Below are 18,094 nucleotides of genomic sequence, written 5' to 3'. Positions count from 1 at the left end.
AAACTAACCTTATAAAAAAAGATTAATGATCAAACAGCCGATTAATCCACTGACAGATATCACTGTTTCGAGTAAAGACCATGATTTCAATGTTTCGGTAATGCTCAGATTAAAATATTCTTTAAATAACCAAAAGCCAGGATCATTTACATGCGAAAAAACGACACTACCCGCACCCGTTGCAATAACCATTAATTCTGGGCTAACACCCGTTGAAGCAATTAATGGGAAAACAATCCCACCTGCCGTTAGTGCTGCAACCGTTGCCGACCCTAAGGCTAATCTTAATAAGGCTGCAATTAGCCACGCCATAACAATGGGGGAAACAGTCGATCCATGCATTATCTGTTCGATATAAACTTTCACGCCACTATCGACAAGAACTTGTTTAAATGCCCCACCACCCCCAATAATCAATAGCATCATTGCAATAATTTTAATTGAATCAACTAAGCTAGTATTGATGTCTGACATGCTACGGCCACGTAATAAACCAAAAGTGAATATGGCTATTAATACTGATATCAGCGTTGCAATGACTGGATCCCCAAAAAATTCAACATAGGGTAGCAACCAATGCCCATTATTTAACGTCATTTCACTTATGGCTCGGATTGACATTAATATAACTGGAATCAATGCGGTAATAAGACTGACACGAAAACTAGGCATCTGCTGTTCAGTAAATGTTTTAGTATTATATAAGCCTTCTTCAACAGGATGATTAATCGCACGAATAAAAGGTAATTTAGTTAAAATAGGCCCAGCTAGTATGACGGATGGAATACCTATAATTGTGCCATAAAGTAAGGTTTTTCCCATATCGGCTTTAAATATTTGTGCAATCGCTGTTGGTCCAGGATGAGGCGGTAAAAAACCATGTGTAACCGACAAAGCCGCCGCCATGGGAATACCAATATATAGCGGAGATATACCTAAGGTTGCTGCTATAGTTAAAATCAAGGGTAACAATAAAACGAAACCAACCTCATAAAACAGAGCAAATCCAACAATAAATCCCGTAAGCGTCACTGCCCATTGAATCTTTTTATCGCCGAAAGTGGCAATGAGCGTTGTTGCTATCCGCTGTGCACCTCCACAATCGGCGAGTAATTTGCCTAACATTGCGCCAAATCCCATAATTAATGCTAAGCTGCCAAGCGTGCCACCGACACCATTTTTAATTGATTTGATGACCTCCATAACGGGCATCCCTTCCAGAACACCGACACTAAGTGCCACCAAAATTAATGCGATAAAACCATTAACTCGTAAAGGTAACATGAGAATCAATAACATCAAGACACCAAAAGCAATAATGATTAATGGCATAATCAACTCCTCTTAATCAACAACATCCAATCTGGTTAAATTGACACAGCTAGACTTAAATACTTTAAACATAATTAGAAAATTGCAATTCAATTAAGATTTGAAAACATCGCATTTTATGGGTAAGTACGAATAAATTAACAATAAGTATTTACCCACATAGTATCGATATATGTGGGAATGTTAGAGGAAAATTTACACTATTTATTAGAAATGAGAATAAGATCACACTTTTAAATTTAAACTTCTTTTTGCGCCATTAAAATATAATTTACATCCACATTGTGACCTAATTTGAATTGATTTTTTAAAAGATGATATTCCATACCAATAATGCCTTCAACCGCTAATTTAGATTGCTCGACTAAGTCCATTAATTCTGAAGGTCGAATAAAGCGATTAAAATCATGTGTTCCTTTTGGGACAAGCCGAGCAATGTATTCAGCACCATAAATAAGTAATAACTTTGCTTTGGTATTTCGATTGATTGTCGATAAGAATAGTTTGCCACTGGGTTTTAGCAACTTAGCACAAGCATTAATGATGGAGAATGGATCGGGGACATGCTCTAATAACTCCATACAAGTAATCACATCATAATATTCTGATCGTTCTTCTGCATGCGCTTCAACGGTTTGTTTTTCGTAATCGATAGAAAGACCATTTTGCTCTGCATGCACTTTAGCAACGTTTAAAGACTCATCCGCCAGATCGATAGCGGTCACTTGCGCACCAAGTTTAGCAAGGCTTTCTGATAAGATGCCACCACCACACCCGACATCTAACACCTTTTTGCCAGTAAGAGATTCGCATTGCTGCAATATATAATCAACACGTAATGGATTAATGATATGCAAAGGTTTACATTGACCATTTGGATCCCACCATTGTGCGGCTAATTGTGAGAATTTATTTATTTCGTTAATATCGATATTTTGTGACATGCTGGCGTTTTTAAAGTGTAAAAAATGGGGTTTACTATATGCTAACTCCAATCAATTATCAATAAAATAGCTTACACTGCCCGCTTTTTATTAACAAAAAAATCCACTTAGTTTAATCGCTCAAATGATATACTTGTTACCAATAAAAAATAGACAATTAATTTAATTCATAAAAACGGTATAAATATAATATAAGGAAGAAGAATTATGATAATCGCGCTAAGAACAAATCGACCTAGTTTAATAAAAATAATGGATATACCAATTATAGGCAGTTTTATCATGTTTATTTTTGCACTGATTCCAATGTTTATTTTAATGATAACCGATGGTGCTTTTGGATACAGTTATCAAGATCTCCAAACAAATATAATATATTTTATAGTAGGCGTTTATAACTTCATTTTAGCCTTCTTTTTTGGTATCAGTATTTGGATTATGATATTACCTTCCTGGTTACTTTTTAACCTTATCGGTATATTGAAACTCATCGGTTGGATCTAATAATAATCGAATCATTTGATTCATTTTAATGATTGACGCCAATTCTAGTTAAATTTTTAAACAATATTGTCAATGACTGTAATGATTTCTTGTGAATAGTTTGATTTCATGGCATGATTTAAAGTTTTAATTAAGACATAATTTTACTAAACGCAAATTAAACTATTTATTAAGAATCAAAGGAAAATTCATGAGTACAGGTACTATGAAGAAAAGTCATTCCCAATGGAGCTCACGCATGGGATTCATGCTAGCAGCAGCTGGCTCTGCTGTGGGTTTAGGTAATATTTGGAAATTTCCCTATATGGCGGGTGAAATGGGTGGTTCAGCATTTGTGCTCACCTATTTACTCTTTATGTTTATCATTGGGCTACCTATCCTTGTTTTAGAATGGTTGATCGGGCGCCGAGGGCAAAAAAATCCGATTCATACCATGCAAGATGTGGCCGTTTCTGAAGGTCGTTCAAAATTATGGGGCTGGGTAGGGATAATTGGGGTACTTGGTTCATTCTTAATTCTCTCCTTTTATAGTGTGATTGGTGGCTGGGCAACAGATTACATCGTTCTAGCAGCGCAAGGCACATTTGAAGGTGCGAATGGTGGAATAACTGAAAATCTCTTTACTAATTTTCTGGGCGATGTAAATAGTTTATTAATCTGGCATACAGTATTTATGTTTGCAACGGCCTTTATTGTCGCTCTCGGCGTTGGAGCTGGCTTGGAACGTGGCTGTAAGATTATGATGCCTGGTTTAGGTATATTACTCTTAGTGCTGGTTGGGTATGCCGCATATGCCAGCGGTTCTTCTTTCTGGAAGGCTTGTGATTTCTTATTTACACCTAACTGGTCTGCCTTAAATGGCACGGCAATATTAGCTGCTTTAGGTCACGCATTTTTCAGTCTATCTTTAGGTATGGGAATTATGATGGCATATGGCTCGTATTTAGGGAAAGATGTCAATCTACTCTCAACAGCCCGAACAGTGGTCATTTTGGATGTGATTGTGGCGGTTTTATCAGGATTAGCAATATTCCCGCTTGTTTTTGCTAATGATTTACAACCGGGTTCTGGCCCTGGTCTCATCTTTGTGACACTACCAATTGCATTCGGCAATATGGCTGGCGGTTCAATTTTAGGCATATTATTCTTTATATTCTTAACGTTTGCTGCATTAACCTCGTCAATCTCATTATTAGAACCGACTGTAGAGTTACTCGAAGAAAAAACCCATATGGGACGCAAAACGGCAACCATTGTCACCAGTATTATTATTTGGGCTTTAGGTATTGCTTGTATTCTTTCATTTAATAAATGGGCAGATGTCACATTATTTGATAAAAATATTTTTGATTTACTTGATTACTTAACCAGTAAAATCATGTTGCCAGTAACCGGTTTAGGTACCATTATTTTTGCTGCATGGATGATGAATCAAAAACGAATTCGTGAAGAACTTAATCTAAACGCTTTCTGGTTTAACATTTGGACAATCTTAACCCGTTTTATTATTCCAGTGGCAATTGTTGCTATTCTTGTTTTTGGATTTTTTCCAGAAGGGAAATAGTTAATTATCATCTGCAAAGCCTTGATATTTTCAAGGCTTTCTTCCCACCAAGCTAACAAAAAAACAGCAAACAATTACCAAAATTACTTAATCTCTATTGAAAACCTCATTTTCATTCCCATATAACAATACAACAATAAATCAAACTATTATGACAGTGTTATTCATTTAACAGTTATACCCTTTTGCAATCAAATCTGCTCTTGCAGACGTTGAAAGCATGGATAGCTTTATTAATTAAGGTTATCGGTATAAATTGTTAATTGAATCAGTTAAATATATTAGAGGAACTAGTCAATGAGTAAGCAAGGTACAGAAACTCGTGGATTTCAATCCGAAGTTAAACAAATTCTTCATTTAATGATACATTCTTTATATTCCAATAAAGAAATATTTTTACGAGAGTTAATTTCGAACGCATCCGATGCGGCTGATAAATTACGTTTTAAAGCACTTGAAAATCCTAGTCTTTATGCTGGTGATGCTGAGCTTGGCGTACGTATTTCTGTGAATAAAGAAGCAGGAACTTTAACCATTGCCGATAATGGTATCGGTATGACACGTGATGAAGTTATTGAAAATTTAGGTACGATTGCCAAATCTGGCACCAAAGCATTTTTGGAATCAATCGGTAGCGATCAAGCTAAAGACAGCCAACTAATTGGTCAATTTGGTGTTGGTTTTTACTCTGCATTTATTGTAGCAGATAAAATCACCGTCAAAACTCGTGCTGCAACTGCTAACGCTGATGAAGCGGTTATGTGGGAATCGGCTGGCGAAGGTGAATATACGATTTCTGATGATAATAAAGAGACACGTGGTACTGAAATTATTTTACATCTGAAAGAAGATGAAAAAGAGTTTTTAGATGATTGGCGTTTACGCTCAATTATCAGTAAATATTCTGATCATATTTCACTCCCTGTTGAAGTACAAACCATCGACGAAGAAAGCAAAGACGTAAAATGGGAAAAAGTAAACAAGGCTCAAGCCCTTTGGACTCGGAGTAAATCTGAAATTACCGACGAAGAGTACAAAGAGTTTTATAAACATATTTCTCATGATTTTGCCGATCCACTCAGTTGGAGCCACAACCGAGTAGAAGGTAAACAAGAATACACCAGTTTACTTTATATTCCGTCAAAAGCGCCTTGGGATATGTGGAATCGTGATAACAAACACGGTCTAAAACTTTATGTACAACGTGTCTTTATTATGGATGATGCAGAGCAATTTATGCCAAACTATTTACGCTTTGTAAAAGGTTTAATTGACTCTAATGATCTTCCATTGAATGTATCACGTGAAATATTGCAAGATAACAAAATTACCCAAAGTTTACGCAATGCATGTACAAAACGTGTATTACAAATGTTAGAAAAACTGGCTAAAGATGATAAAGAACAATATCAACAGTTCTGGAGCGAATTTGGCTTAGTGTTAAAAGAAGGAACGGGTGAGGACTATGCTAACCGTGAAGCTATCGCGAAATTGCTCCGTTTTGCTTCTACACATTCGGATAGCAATGCGCAAACCATCTCCTTAGACGATTATATTAGTCGTATGCAAGAAGGTCAGGATAAGATCTACTACATTACCGCTGATAGTTATGGTGCGGCTAAAAATAGCCCACATTTGGAATTATTCAGCAAAAAAGGCATTGAAGTCTTACTATTATCTGATCGTGTTGATGAGTGGATGATGAGTAATTTAACTGAATTTGAAGGAAAACAGTTCCAATCAATCAGTAAATCTGACGAATCGATTGAAAAACTTGCCGATCAAAATAGCGAAGAACAAAAACAAGCAGAAAAAGAGCTTGAACCATTTATTGAACGTGTCAAAGCAGTGTTAGGTGATAAAGTAAAAGAAGTTAAATTAACGCATCGTTTAACCAATACACCTGCAATAGTGACTACTGCAGCGGATGAAATGACCACGCAAATGGCAAAACTTTTTGCGGCTGCCGGTCAAAAAGCGCCTGAAATCAAATATACGTTTGAGATCAACCCTGATCATAAGTTAGTAAAACGTATTGCTGATACACAAGACGAAACGGCATTTAGCGACTGGATTGAATTATTATTAGATCAAGCATTATTGGCAGAGAAAGGATCATTAAGTGATCCAAGTAAATTTATTCAAACCATGAATAAACTGCTTGCAGAATAATCAATAAATAGTAAAACCCGATATTAGATAGTAATATCGGGTTTTTTGTTAACTTTTATTTAAGTTAGGTAATCGAAATTTACTAAAAATATGATGCCTATCACATTTTCTTATATTTCTTCTTTTCATTTTCTACTGTCTATTCATAATACCTAAAGTTTTCAATCAGACGGTGACAGATGAAAGTTTATAAAATTCTTAATAACAATGTAGTCGTTACACTTGATTCCAAAGGCAATGAACTCATTGTCACTGGTCGTGGCATTGGATTTAAAAAACGTGAGGGAGACTTGATTGATCCTAAACTGATTGAAAAACAATTTTCCCTCAACAACCAAGAAACGCTACCAAGATTTGCTGAATTACTATCCGAAATACCCATTGAAATATTCACTACTTCAGAAATCATCATCAATCACGCCAAGCAAGTCCTGAATGGCAAACTGCAAGACAGTATTTACATTTCACTCACTGACCATATTCATTTTGCTATAGAGCGCCATAAACAAGGATTTGATATTCCAAATAGTTTTTTATGGGAAACAAAAAAACTTTATCCTAAAGAGTTTCAAGTTGGTTTATATGCTTTATCGGTCATCAAAAAACGTTTATCCATTGAATTACCTGAAGATGAGGCGGGTTTTATTACCTTTCATATTATTAATGCTCAACTTAATGATACGATGCCCAATATTGTCAAAATGACGAAAATCATGCGTGAAATTCTTAATATCGTCAAATACCATTTTAATTTTGAGTATGATGAAGACTGTCTGTCTTATCAACGCTTTGTGACACACTTAAAATTCTTCTCACAACGCATTTTGAGTCAAACTCAACCGGTTCAACAAGATGCCTCATTATATGAATTAATTCGTAAAAAGTATGAGCAGGCATATCTATGCACAAAACAGATTGATCTCCATTTAATTCAACAATATCAACATCCACTTACCGATGATGAAAGTCTGTATTTAACCATTCATATCGAACGACTACGCACTGAGCTCAAAAAATAATGTGATGTAGTTCACAATTTGAACATATTAAAATGAGAAATCATATTCACTATCTTTTATTTATGCTAGCCTAAGCGAATAAATTTTGGATTGTTATTGCATAGCATTTTATGTTGTGTAAGCAAAACCTAATCACCTCAACTTGAGGTGGTTAGGTTTTTTTTTGCATTTAAAAAAGGATAAGGTATGAAAAACAAACAACTTGCCGAATCAATTATTGAATATGTTGGTGGTCAAGACAATATTATCAGTCTGGTACACTGTGCAACTCGTTTAAGATTTGCATTAAAAGATGATAATAAAGCCAATGCAGATATCCTCAAAAAACAAAAAGGGGTGATAACAGTTGTACAAAGTGGTGGACAATTTCAAGTTGTCATCGGTAATAATGTTGCAGATGTATATAACAATATTATGCAACTAACCAACATCAATGAGAAATCCAATGCCGAGGCACAACCAAATAAAAAATCAGGTTTTTTATCGAAATTAATTGATCTCGTTTCCGGCATTTTTATTCCTGTTCTAGTCGTAGTAGTTGCCGGTGGGATTTTAAAAGGTTTAATCTCTTTATTACAAATTTTGGATATTGTCCGTGCACAAACACCAACCTATGAATTCTTGTATGCCATTGCTGATGCCCCACTCTATTATTTACCTATTATTTTAGGTTTTTCTGCGGTAAAAAAATTTGGTGGCAACCCCTATGTTGGAATGGCGATAGGTGGAGCCTTAGTTCATCCAAGTATCGCCAATATGATACCTAGCGGTCAATTTTCGTTAGAAACCGAAATGTTTTCAATACCAATACAATTAATTCCTTATGCATCATCGGTTTTCCCGATTATTTTGGCAGCTTGGTTCTATTCTTTACTAGAACGAACTTTCAATAGAATCATGCATGATTCATTTAAAAAATTTATCGCTCCCCTGCTCGGAATTCTTATCACTGTTCCATTAACTTTTGCGGTAATTGGCCCTGCGGTAACGTATGTCAGTAATGCTATCGCAAGTTGTATCATCTTCATGTATGAACTCAGTCCGGTTATAGCGTCCATGGTTTTAGCGGCACTTTGGCAAGTCATGGTAATATTTGGTATTCATTGGGGACTTGTTCCATTTGCCTTAAATAACTTATCAGTTTATCAAAATGACTTTATGTTACCGATTCTGTTCCCTGCTGTGTTCGCACAAGTTGGTGCCGTATTAGCGGTAAGATTTCGAGCCAAAGATCCGGAATTCAAAGCATTAGCAAGTTCGTCGGTATTATCCGGGATTTTTGGGGTAACCGAACCGGCAATTTATGGTGTCAATTTACCATTAAAAAGACCATTTGTTATTGGTTGTCTTGCAGCAACTGTAGGTGGAGGCATTGTTGGTTATTATCACAGCGTCATTTATTCATTTAGTTTTATTAATATTTTCTCCTTCTTACAACTCATTCCACCAACAGGTATAGATGAAAAATTTTATGCGGTCGTCGTTGGTTGTATTTTGTCATTCACTTTAGCGCTGATTGCAACCTATTTATTTGGTATGCCAAAAACAAAACCGACAGTTCAAGATGATGCTGTAGCAACAAACAATCCTAACCCTTCTAATCCGGTTAATCTGCATCCTGTCACGATTTTCAGTCCGTTAACAGGAAAAATAATACCATTAAATCAAGTCAATGATCCCACCTTTGCCAGCGAACTAATGGGTAAAGGCATTGCTATTATTCCAACAGAAGGGAAAGCTTATGCCCCTGATGACGGTGAAGTCGTATCACTGTTCAGAACCAAACACGCTATCGGATTTCAAACTGATTCTGGCGTGGAAATATTAATTCATATCGGGATCGATACGGTTAAATTAGACGGTCAACACTTTCAAGCACATGTTCAAGCCGGTAGCCAAGTCAAAAAAGGCGATTTACTCGTCAGTTTTGATATCGAGGCAATCAAACAAACAGGCTTTGAAGTTACCACGCCGATCATCATTACTAACAGTGATGACTATCAGAAGATCCAGACTATTCATCAATCAGAGACTATTGAAAAGGGTGACGTTTTATTGACGTTATCAGCAAATAAGGAGTAACACATGTTAACACAATTTCCGAATGATTTTCTTTGGGGCGGAGCAATTGCTGCCAACCAAGTTGAAGGAGCCTATCGTGAAGATGGCAAAGGTTTATCTACATCAGATTGTACACCCAACGGTTTATTTGGTGACATCATCGATCGTAATAAAAACACAATTACCGGCATTAAAGATCGTGCTATTGATTTTTATCATCGCTATCCTGAAGATATCGCTTTATTTGCTGAAATGGGATTTTCGTGTTTAAGAACGTCAATTGCTTGGACTCGAATCTTTCCAAATGGTGATGAAGAACAACCAAATGAAAAAGGACTGGCGTTTTATGACAAACTGTTTGACGAAATGTTAAAACACAACATCACCCCACTTGTCACCTTATCGCATTACGAAATGCCCTACTACCTTGTCACACAATATGGTGGATGGGGAAATCGTAAAGTCATCAAATTTTTTACTCGTTATGCCAAAACCGTATTTGAACGCTATAAAAATAAAGTAAAATATTGGTTAACGTTCAATGAAATCAATATGTCATTACACGAACCCTTTACCGGTGTCGGATTGGATAGACACAGTAATAAAGAACAGATCTATCAAGCCATTCATCATCAGTTAGTCGCCAGCAGTCAAGCGGTAAAACTATGTCATCAAATTATTCCCGATGCCAAAATAGGTAACATGTTATTAGGCGCTGTTGCTTATCCTTTAACACCTAAGCCTGAAGATGTTTGGGCTACACTTCAAGAAAACCATGGTTGGCTATTTTTTGGTGATGTTCAAGTTCGAGGTTATTACCCGACTTATATGAAACGTTTTTTCAGAGAAAACAATATTAATTTAACGATTACCGAACAAGATCGACAAGATCTTAAAGAAACGGTCGATTTTGTATCGTTCAGTTACTATATGAGTTGTTGCGCAACTTCAGATGAATCACAAAAAACAAAAGGCAATATTTTAGATATGGTACCAAATCCTTATCTAAAAGCATCGGAATGGGGTTGGCAAATCGATCCAACAGGAATCCGTTATCTATTAAATATGCTTTATGAACGTTACCAAAAACCATTATTTATTGTTGAAAATGGTTTAGGCGCAAAAGATAAATTAGAAGCAGATGGCACGATAAATGATGATTATCGTATTAACTATATGAACGATCATCTTGTGGAAATTCGTGAAGCTATCGATGATGGTGTCGAAGTGATGGGCTATACCAGTTGGGGACCAATCGATTTGATTAGTGCTTCAAAAGCCGAAGTTACTAAACGTTATGGATTTATCTACGTCGATTTAAACCAAGACGGCTCGGGAACGCTAAAACGCTATAAAAAGAAAAGTTTCTACTGGTATCAAGCGGTGATTGCATCAAAAGGCGAAGTTTTAAAATCTTAACTTTTGTGTCACACCTAAAATTGGAAAGTTACTGCTTACAGCAGGCAAAACCTAAATAGCATTAGAGATAACTTTGCTTAACCGGCTATTTAGGTTTTTGATAATTAAAAAAAGGATATAAAAATGAAAATAAGATATTTAACCTTCGCATTATTTAATGTCATGTCTTATTCCGTTCTCGCAAACCCAATATCCAATAATCATTTACAACCTAGCTTTATAGAGAATGCTTTTATTACCGATAGTAAACTTGATTTTTCTACCCGTAATCATTGGAAATATTTAAAAGAAAATGCCGCTCAACCAAAAGAAGTGCACAGTGCTTGGGGACAAGTTTTCACGTTCAATTATAAATCGGGTTATCTGTTTGATACACTTGGATTGGATGTCACTTATGACAATGCAATAAAACTGGGTGCAAGTGACTATTTCGCAACCCGTAATCTACTTTATAACCACGGTAAAGGTTATAGTAAACACAATGCGCATGGCTTTAATAAATTTACTCAGCGTTATATAAAAATAAAACTGGGTGATGATAAGATAAATTTTAACGGTAAAGTGGGCTGGCATAGTGTAAAAGATTTAGGCATCATTAGCTCTTCACAACATTTAACACGAAACAGCTATCTCGGATTTAGTGGCATATTAAAATATGATGACTTTGCTTTTTCATTTGGTCGTTTAGACAGTGCCCTACCCCGTGAATCCGCCCAAAAAGTTCACTTTTTAACAAACGATCGTAAAAAAGTCATTGATCACATCTCAACAGTTGAAATGGCTTATAAAGATAGTGATACCAAAATCGACTATTCTTATGGTGTCGCCAAAGATTATTTAAGACGGCATGCAATTGAATTATCTTATAAACCCGTTAAAAATTTAACTTTGGGTTCACAATTTTATGGTAGCTATGCGATGAAAAATTATGATGCCATGAAACAAAATAGAAAAGAGTTCGATTCCCATGCATGGCACTATGCAACCGACATTGAATGGAAAGAAGAAGACTGGAGCATCAAAGTGGGGCTCGCCTATACCGATGCAAATAAACATAACGCTATTGGGTATTATGGACGCCATATCGGTAAAAATAACCGTGGTCGTTTTAATGGACTTGCCGCCGCAGCAGCAGATTACATGCGCGATGGGGAACTTGTTTTCACCGCCGTATTAAATTATGATTTTATTAAGGATAATACCACTGGATTGTATATGAACTATGCTAAATTTAATTATAAGCATGACCGATTAAAAAATGGTGAAATCAATATTTTCAATATTTGGAAACCGAGTTCTGGCATGTTTAAAAATCTCTCGATTTTATCTAAATTTGGTTATGGATGGTCTTACAAAACGATGAGTGCCTCAGATGCGACACCAAACCTCAAACATGGAAGAGCACAACGTTCCCCAACCTTATCAGCGGAAACTGTCATCGATTATCGATTTAATTTATTTTAAAATTTTGTTAAATAAAGGATGAAACATGAAAAAATCAATTCAATTTATTAGCCTACTTTTTGTTATGGTCATATCAATTTCACAAACTTTTGCCAGTGAAGTGACTATCTATTTAACCCGTCATGGTAAAACCATGTTTAACAACGTTCATCGTGCTCAAGGATGGTCTGATACACCATTAATTCAGTCTGGTATAGAAGTTGCTGAACAATTAGGACAAGGCTTAAAAGATGTCGAATTTATTACTGCTTATTCAAGTGATTTAGGCCGTGCACGACAAACTGCACGTATTATCTTAGAAAGTAAAGGTGATACGTTGGCAATTAATGAAATGGAAGCTCTGCGTGAAGCCTGCTTTGGCGATTTTGAAGGCGATCTAGATCCCAATATGTGGACTCCTGCTGCGCAACATTTAGGATATCCTTCTGACAAGGATTTAATGGCTGATCTTGCTAAAGGTAAAATAACACTACAAAAAATGTTAGATGCCGTGGCTGCGGTTGAAAAATCAGGACAAGCAGAAAATTATCAGCAAGTTAAAAAAAGAATGGAAGTCGCATTAAAAACCATTGCTGAATCAGCAAAAGCACAAGGTGGTGGTAACGTATTAGTTGTTTCACATGGTATTGCGATTATGTCTATGGTAGAAGATCTGCTTGATGCTCCAATCACCTCTCCATTAGGCAATGCCAGTGTTACCAAAATTCGTTATACCGATGAAGGTAAATTTATTGTCGAAAGTTTTGGCGATATGAGTTATGTCGAAAAAGGAAAACAAAGCACAAAATAACGTCTTAATTTTATTTGGCTTGCTTAGGTAAGCCAAATAACAAAATGTAATTGGCAATATCAACAAAAAACTAGAAATTTAGTGAATAAACAAGCATAATTTAATTTCAATGTTGAGCTCCAAATTTTAAGGTTTATATGTTTTATTCATCCGATTACGTTTCACCATTAGGGTTAATTACGCTGGCAAGCCGAAACAATCAACTTGTTGCTGTATGGATTGAAGGACAAAAATATTTTGGTGATACCGTCAATGCTCCCCTTGAAAGCAAACCTAACTTACCCATCTTTAACCACACAAAAAAATGGTTTGATCACTACTTTTCAGGAAAAAATCCGGCTATCAATCAACTTGATTTAGCCCCGATTGGTACGTCTTTTCGTCATCAAGTTTGGGATATTCTTTGTAAAATTCCTTATGGTGAACTCATCACATATGGCGATATAGCTAAACAAATTGCGAAAACCAATCAACTTGCAAGTATGTCAAGCCAAGCTGTCGGCGGTGCAGTTGGGCGTAATCCACTATCCATTATTATTCCTTGTCATCGAGTCATTGGCAGTAACGGCAGTTTAACCGGTTATGCAGGTGGTATTGATAAAAAAATTAAACTTCTGCAACTAGAAGGCGTTGATACCCTAAAACTAACGATACCCACTAAAGGCACTGCACTTTAAAAAATTTAGGTTATCAAGGAAAGGCAAAAAATTCATTAAATGGTGCGACTTATTGACGGTACAAGATTTCGCTCTCTTTTTGAGCATACCGAGACAATGACTTATCAATATTTAGTTAAACTTGACTACAAATAGCCTTTATCTGATAAACAAATACGCATTTTATTTTGAACTTCTAAACGATTGTAATCTAAATAATCCAAAATTCCTTCAGGATACTTTGAGTTTGAATAACCGTAAACATCAAAATAGTGATGCAAACAACTATTCGGCTCGATATTCTTAAGTTGTATAAGATACAAAAAAGCAATATCTCCCTTAGTTAATTCATTTAATTTCAATTTGGTTGGTAAATAAACCCACTCTGTATTTTGGATATTATTTACCAGAATTTCCACCGTTTTTTTATCGTTTTTATTATTAACAAAAAAGAAATCAATATCAAAATCGTCAATACTACTGTTCCATGATAATTGTACACCTTTCTCAAAATAGATCGCTTCTATAATATCACGTTGCTGATTTGATGAATTTTTAGAATTACTTGGTCCAAATTCAAAGGATTTGGTGATACCAAAATCATTATATTGATACTCTTGGGCTTGAATAACAAACGACAAATGTGCTAATAATATAAAAATTATTGATATCTTCTTCATTATTAAATTACCTTAAAAAAGGGCTTTAGATATTTAAACTTTTTAATAGCTAATGAAATGATCACCGATAACTTTGATTGTGAGCGCATTCATTTGCGTATGGATCAAAATGTTTAAATATTCATCATCCTTATGTTTTATGTCATTAAATAAAACAGATAATAGTTATTTATGACTATCTCTACTTTTAATTGTGAACACCCATTATCATAATGACGATATTTTACGAGTTATCTGAACAATATAATATAGTGTGCCATTATAACCAATTTTTACTTTTTAAAACAGACGGATATAAATTTAAACCTGTTTAATGGTAAATATGGATTTTAACGTTTTTTAATTTTTATAATAGCGCCTTCACATTTATCCTTTGTGACCTTAAATGATGTCGCAAAATTGATTGCGAAAATTATTGCTTAGTCAAATTTTTATAAAGATGTTTGAGGGCCATAATAGGATGATAAATCATCATTCTTGGGCCTGAGAAACGCATCACTTGCTTTATTTTTTGTTTATAATCTTTACGATAACAATGTTTTGGACAACGTTCACAGGTTGTTTTATCCTCACCAAATCGGCATAAGGTTAAGCGTTGCATTGCATATTTTAATAAATCATTACACTCATCACATAGCTGATTGTTAGGAACATGATGCTGTTTGTGGCAATAAAGATAAATCATTGTGCTAACGGTGGCTTTTTCTTGTTGTATGTTAGGGCCTGTATTATTTGCTACCATAATTCAATACGTCTAAATCGAGAAAGTGTTAAAATTAAAAAATAGATGAATATGATCACAAGGAACAATAAAAATGGCAAGAATTATCAATAAAGATACGATTGTTTGTATGTCATTGGCTGCCAGACCAAGCAATTTTGGAACTCGATTTCATAACTTTTTATATGAGAAACTCGATCTCAATTATCTTTATAAAGCTTTTACGACTAATAATTTAAAAGATGCAATATATGGCATTAAAGCGTTAGCAATTCGTGGATGCGCCATTTCTATGCCTTATAAAGAAGCCTGCATTGAATTTCTTGATGAACTCGATGAATCCGTTAAATCTATCCATTCAGTTAACACTATTGTGAATACTGACTATCATTTGAAAGGCTATAACACAGACTATATCGCTGTTGCAAAACTGATTGCTTTACATCATATTGATAACACGACCCCATTTGTATTAAAAGGCAGTGGTGGTATGGCTAATGCCGTGATTGGCGCCTTTTTCGATGCAGGTTTTACCCATGGAATTATTGCTGCACGTAATCAAGAAAAAGGAGAAGCGTTAGCAAAACGATACAATTATCGTTGGGTAAAAGATGAAATTGAAATTTCACCCGAACAAGCAAAATTGATAATTAATGTCACGCCTATCGGGATGCAGGGCGGAAATGAGGAAAATCATTTAGCTTTTCCAGACAGCATGATTAACCATGCCGATATTGTTTTTGATGTGGTTGCCATGCCGGTTGAAACACCTTTGATGAGTTATGCCTATCGATTAAACAAAATAAGGATTTCAGGCGCAGATGTTGCAGTTTTACAAGCCCTTGAACAGTTTTACTTATATACGGGAGTAAGACCGAGTGAAGAACTGGTTAAGCAAGCTGCCGACTTTGCCAGACAAGCTTAACGTTTAATTCATCCACCAATTTAATTGGGTGGATGAATTAATTAACTTTATAGCACTTTATTGCATAGCTTGATGCAATTTATGATACACAGCTAATAATTTTTGATGCATGGCAAATTGTTCAACATCATCATCAACTGATTTAGCGGTCACTAAAGCGTCTTTTAGACCGTAAAATGTTTTTTCGCCAAGGGCATATTGCCACATTTTATCAACACAAGCTTGACCATACATTTTATTAAAGGCCTTTTGATAATCACGGAATTGGCTTGCATCACGTTGAAGAATAAAATTCACCAACATTTGTAAACAACGATAATCATGATTTCTTTCAGCTGACAAAATAGATTCATTCATTTCTATCGTCCAATCAATCCATAGTTTAGCCTGTTCTAAATCCTGAGCGGCTAATGCAAGCATTGCTTTTAGCTCACCAACTCGTAATGTTAACCAAGCGTTATCTTTGCCTGTAGCGATACCAAGCAGTTCACGAATTCGTGCAAAATCATCTAATCCTTCTTCATCCAATTGTTCAATAATGGCAAGATATTGTTCAGCAGAATAGTTTTTTACTGGTAGTGATAAAATAAGATCACGAAGATGTATCGCCATGTTGTTATTGGCAATTAAAAGATCTTCAGGTGGATAAATTTCGGACATACCGACCGCCAATATACGGCAAGCATATACCCCTAAGTGCTCATAGTCCATAATTAATACTTCGGTATTTTGTTCATGGAAAATAGCCATAAGATTATTAAATTCTTGTTCCGTTGTTCCCGAAAAATCCCAATCTACAAATTCAAAATCGGCTTGTTGTTTAAATAAATCCCATGATATTAAACCACTTGAATCAATAAAATGGGTTTCTAAGTTACTTAAATCCGCAATTTCATCATTATCAAAACTTGGTGGTGAGAAAACATCAAGATCTTTTAAACTTCTGCCTTGTAATAGTTCGGTCACCGTTCTTTCTAGTGCAACACCAAAATTAGGGTGAGCACCAAAAGAAGCATAACAAGTGCCATTGTGAGGATTAAACAACACCACACAAATCACAGGATATTTACCGCCGAGAGACGCATCAAAACAATAAAGTGGAAATCCTTCATTTTCAAGTGATTCAATTGATGCTAACACACTTGGGTAGCGATCAATCACTTCTTTTGGAATCGTCGGTAAACTGATTGCTTCAGCAATAATTTTATTTTTAACGTAGCGTTCAAAAATTTCAGATAAACCTTGCACTCTGGCTTCATTACGTGTATTACCGGCAGACATACCATTTGAAGCATATAAATTAGCAATTAAGTTTACTGGAACATAAACAATTGTTTGATCTGTTTGAGAAACAAATGGTAAAGCACAAATACCACGTTCACGATTACTTGACTGTAAATCGATGAGATCGGTTGCGTTTAATTCTTGTTCTGGATCATAAAATTGTAATAATTTTTCCGATAACAGGCCTTCTGGCAAAGTATTATCCTCAGGCACTGCAAACCATTTTTCCGTTGGATAGTGAACAAAATTAGCCGTTGCTGCTTGTTTTCCCAAATAAAAATCGGAAAAGAAATAATTAGTTGATAACCGTTCAAAATATTCACCTAAAGCCGATGCAAGTGCGGCTTTTTTACTTGCGCCTTTACCATTAGCAAAGCATAAAGGACATTGGGTATTTTGTATATGAACTGACCAAACATTAGCAACGGGATTAAGCCAAGACGCCTCTTTAACGTCTAATTGATATTTAGCTAATTGTTGATGGAAATAGTGGATTGAATCTTCAAGGGCGGCATCTTTGCCAGTAATATAAGTTTTCATAAATATTTAATCTTTAATT

The 18,094-nt window shown here is 35.4% G+C and carries 14 protein-coding genes; 9 read left to right on the top strand and 5 right to left on the bottom strand.

What is annotated here, in order from left to right:
* Nucleotides 1–9: 9 nt before the first annotated feature.
* The gene (gene gntT, locus J3U36_RS10290; RefSeq protein ID WP_267377820.1) at nt 10–1,332 is read right to left on the bottom strand and encodes a gluconate transporter; all 1,323 of its coding nucleotides are present in this window, start codon (nt 1,330–1,332) and stop codon (nt 10–12) included.
* 239 nt (nt 1,333–1,571) lie between these two features.
* Complete coding sequence (gene ubiG / locus J3U36_RS10285) at nt 1,572–2,276, bottom strand: bifunctional 2-polyprenyl-6-hydroxyphenol methylase/3-demethylubiquinol 3-O-methyltransferase UbiG (protein WP_267377818.1); 705 nt, start codon at nt 2,274–2,276, stop codon at nt 1,572–1,574.
* Between the two features lie 694 nt (nt 2,277–2,970).
* Between ubiG and J3U36_RS10280 the strand changes: the two genes are divergently transcribed.
* The 8 genes from J3U36_RS10280 to J3U36_RS10245 all read left to right on the top strand — a co-directional run bounded on the left by J3U36_RS10280 (nt 2,971) and on the right by J3U36_RS10245 (nt 13,946).
* Nucleotides 2,971–4,344: a sodium-dependent transporter gene (locus J3U36_RS10280; protein ID WP_267359292.1), complete on the top strand. Its 1,374-nt coding sequence runs from the start codon at nt 2,971–2,973 to the stop codon at nt 4,342–4,344.
* 297 nt (nt 4,345–4,641) lie between these two features.
* Nucleotides 4,642–6,516 carry a molecular chaperone HtpG gene (gene htpG, locus J3U36_RS10275; RefSeq protein ID WP_267377816.1) on the top strand — a complete coding sequence of 625 codons (1,875 nt, stop codon included), beginning with the start codon at nt 4,642–4,644 and terminating at the stop codon, nt 6,514–6,516.
* A gap of 179 nt (nt 6,517–6,695) precedes the next feature.
* The gene (gene licT, locus J3U36_RS10270; RefSeq protein ID WP_267377814.1) at nt 6,696–7,535 is read left to right on the top strand and encodes a BglG family transcription antiterminator LicT; all 840 of its coding nucleotides are present in this window, start codon (nt 6,696–6,698) and stop codon (nt 7,533–7,535) included.
* Nucleotides 7,536–7,721: 186 nt separating this feature from the next.
* Complete coding sequence (locus J3U36_RS10265; RefSeq protein ID WP_267377812.1) at nt 7,722–9,617, top strand: beta-glucoside-specific PTS transporter subunit IIABC; 1,896 nt, start codon at nt 7,722–7,724, stop codon at nt 9,615–9,617.
* 3 nt (nt 9,618–9,620) lie between these two features.
* Nucleotides 9,621–11,015, top strand: coding sequence for a glycoside hydrolase family 1 protein (locus J3U36_RS10260; RefSeq protein ID WP_267377810.1), 1,395 nt, complete (start codon nt 9,621–9,623; stop codon nt 11,013–11,015).
* Between the two features lie 123 nt (nt 11,016–11,138).
* Nucleotides 11,139–12,479: an OprD family outer membrane porin gene (locus J3U36_RS10255; protein ID WP_267377808.1), complete on the top strand. Its 1,341-nt coding sequence runs from the start codon at nt 11,139–11,141 to the stop codon at nt 12,477–12,479.
* Nucleotides 12,480–12,504: 25 nt separating this feature from the next.
* Nucleotides 12,505–13,269: a histidine phosphatase family protein gene (locus J3U36_RS10250; protein WP_267377806.1), complete on the top strand. Its 765-nt coding sequence runs from the start codon at nt 12,505–12,507 to the stop codon at nt 13,267–13,269.
* A gap of 137 nt (nt 13,270–13,406) precedes the next feature.
* Nucleotides 13,407–13,946 (top strand): methylated-DNA--[protein]-cysteine S-methyltransferase, encoded by a 540-nt coding sequence (locus J3U36_RS10245; RefSeq protein WP_267359279.1) that lies wholly within the window; start codon nt 13,407–13,409, stop codon nt 13,944–13,946.
* A gap of 125 nt (nt 13,947–14,071) precedes the next feature.
* Here the strand turns inward: J3U36_RS10245 and J3U36_RS10240 are convergent, their stop codons facing one another.
* Nucleotides 14,072–14,605, bottom strand: a complete 534-nt coding sequence (locus J3U36_RS10240; protein ID WP_267377804.1) for a hypothetical protein — start codon at nt 14,603–14,605, stop codon at nt 14,072–14,074.
* Between the two features lie 412 nt (nt 14,606–15,017).
* Nucleotides 15,018–15,347, bottom strand: a complete 330-nt coding sequence (locus tag J3U36_RS10235) for a nitrous oxide-stimulated promoter family protein (RefSeq protein ID WP_267352192.1) — start codon at nt 15,345–15,347, stop codon at nt 15,018–15,020.
* Between the two features lie 82 nt (nt 15,348–15,429).
* Between J3U36_RS10235 and J3U36_RS10230 the strand changes: the two genes are divergently transcribed.
* Nucleotides 15,430–16,251 carry a shikimate 5-dehydrogenase gene (locus tag J3U36_RS10230; RefSeq protein WP_416379812.1) on the top strand — a complete coding sequence of 274 codons (822 nt, stop codon included), beginning with the start codon at nt 15,430–15,432 and terminating at the stop codon, nt 16,249–16,251.
* A gap of 57 nt (nt 16,252–16,308) precedes the next feature.
* On the opposite strand, the gene ycaO is transcribed toward J3U36_RS10230, so the two are convergent.
* Nucleotides 16,309–18,075 carry a 30S ribosomal protein S12 methylthiotransferase accessory factor YcaO gene (gene ycaO, locus J3U36_RS10225; protein ID WP_267377799.1) on the bottom strand — a complete coding sequence of 589 codons (1,767 nt, stop codon included), beginning with the start codon at nt 18,073–18,075 and terminating at the stop codon, nt 16,309–16,311.
* Nucleotides 18,076–18,094: the final 19 nt, after the last annotated feature.

Origin of the sequence: Gilliamella sp. B3817 (assembly GCF_026536705.1) — a bacterium.
In the GTDB taxonomy this organism is placed as follows: Bacteria; Pseudomonadota; Gammaproteobacteria; order Enterobacterales; family Orbaceae; genus Gilliamella; species Gilliamella apicola_I.
Note: the sequence above shows the minus strand (reverse complement) of the source record. Positions and strands in the feature narration are given on the sequence as shown.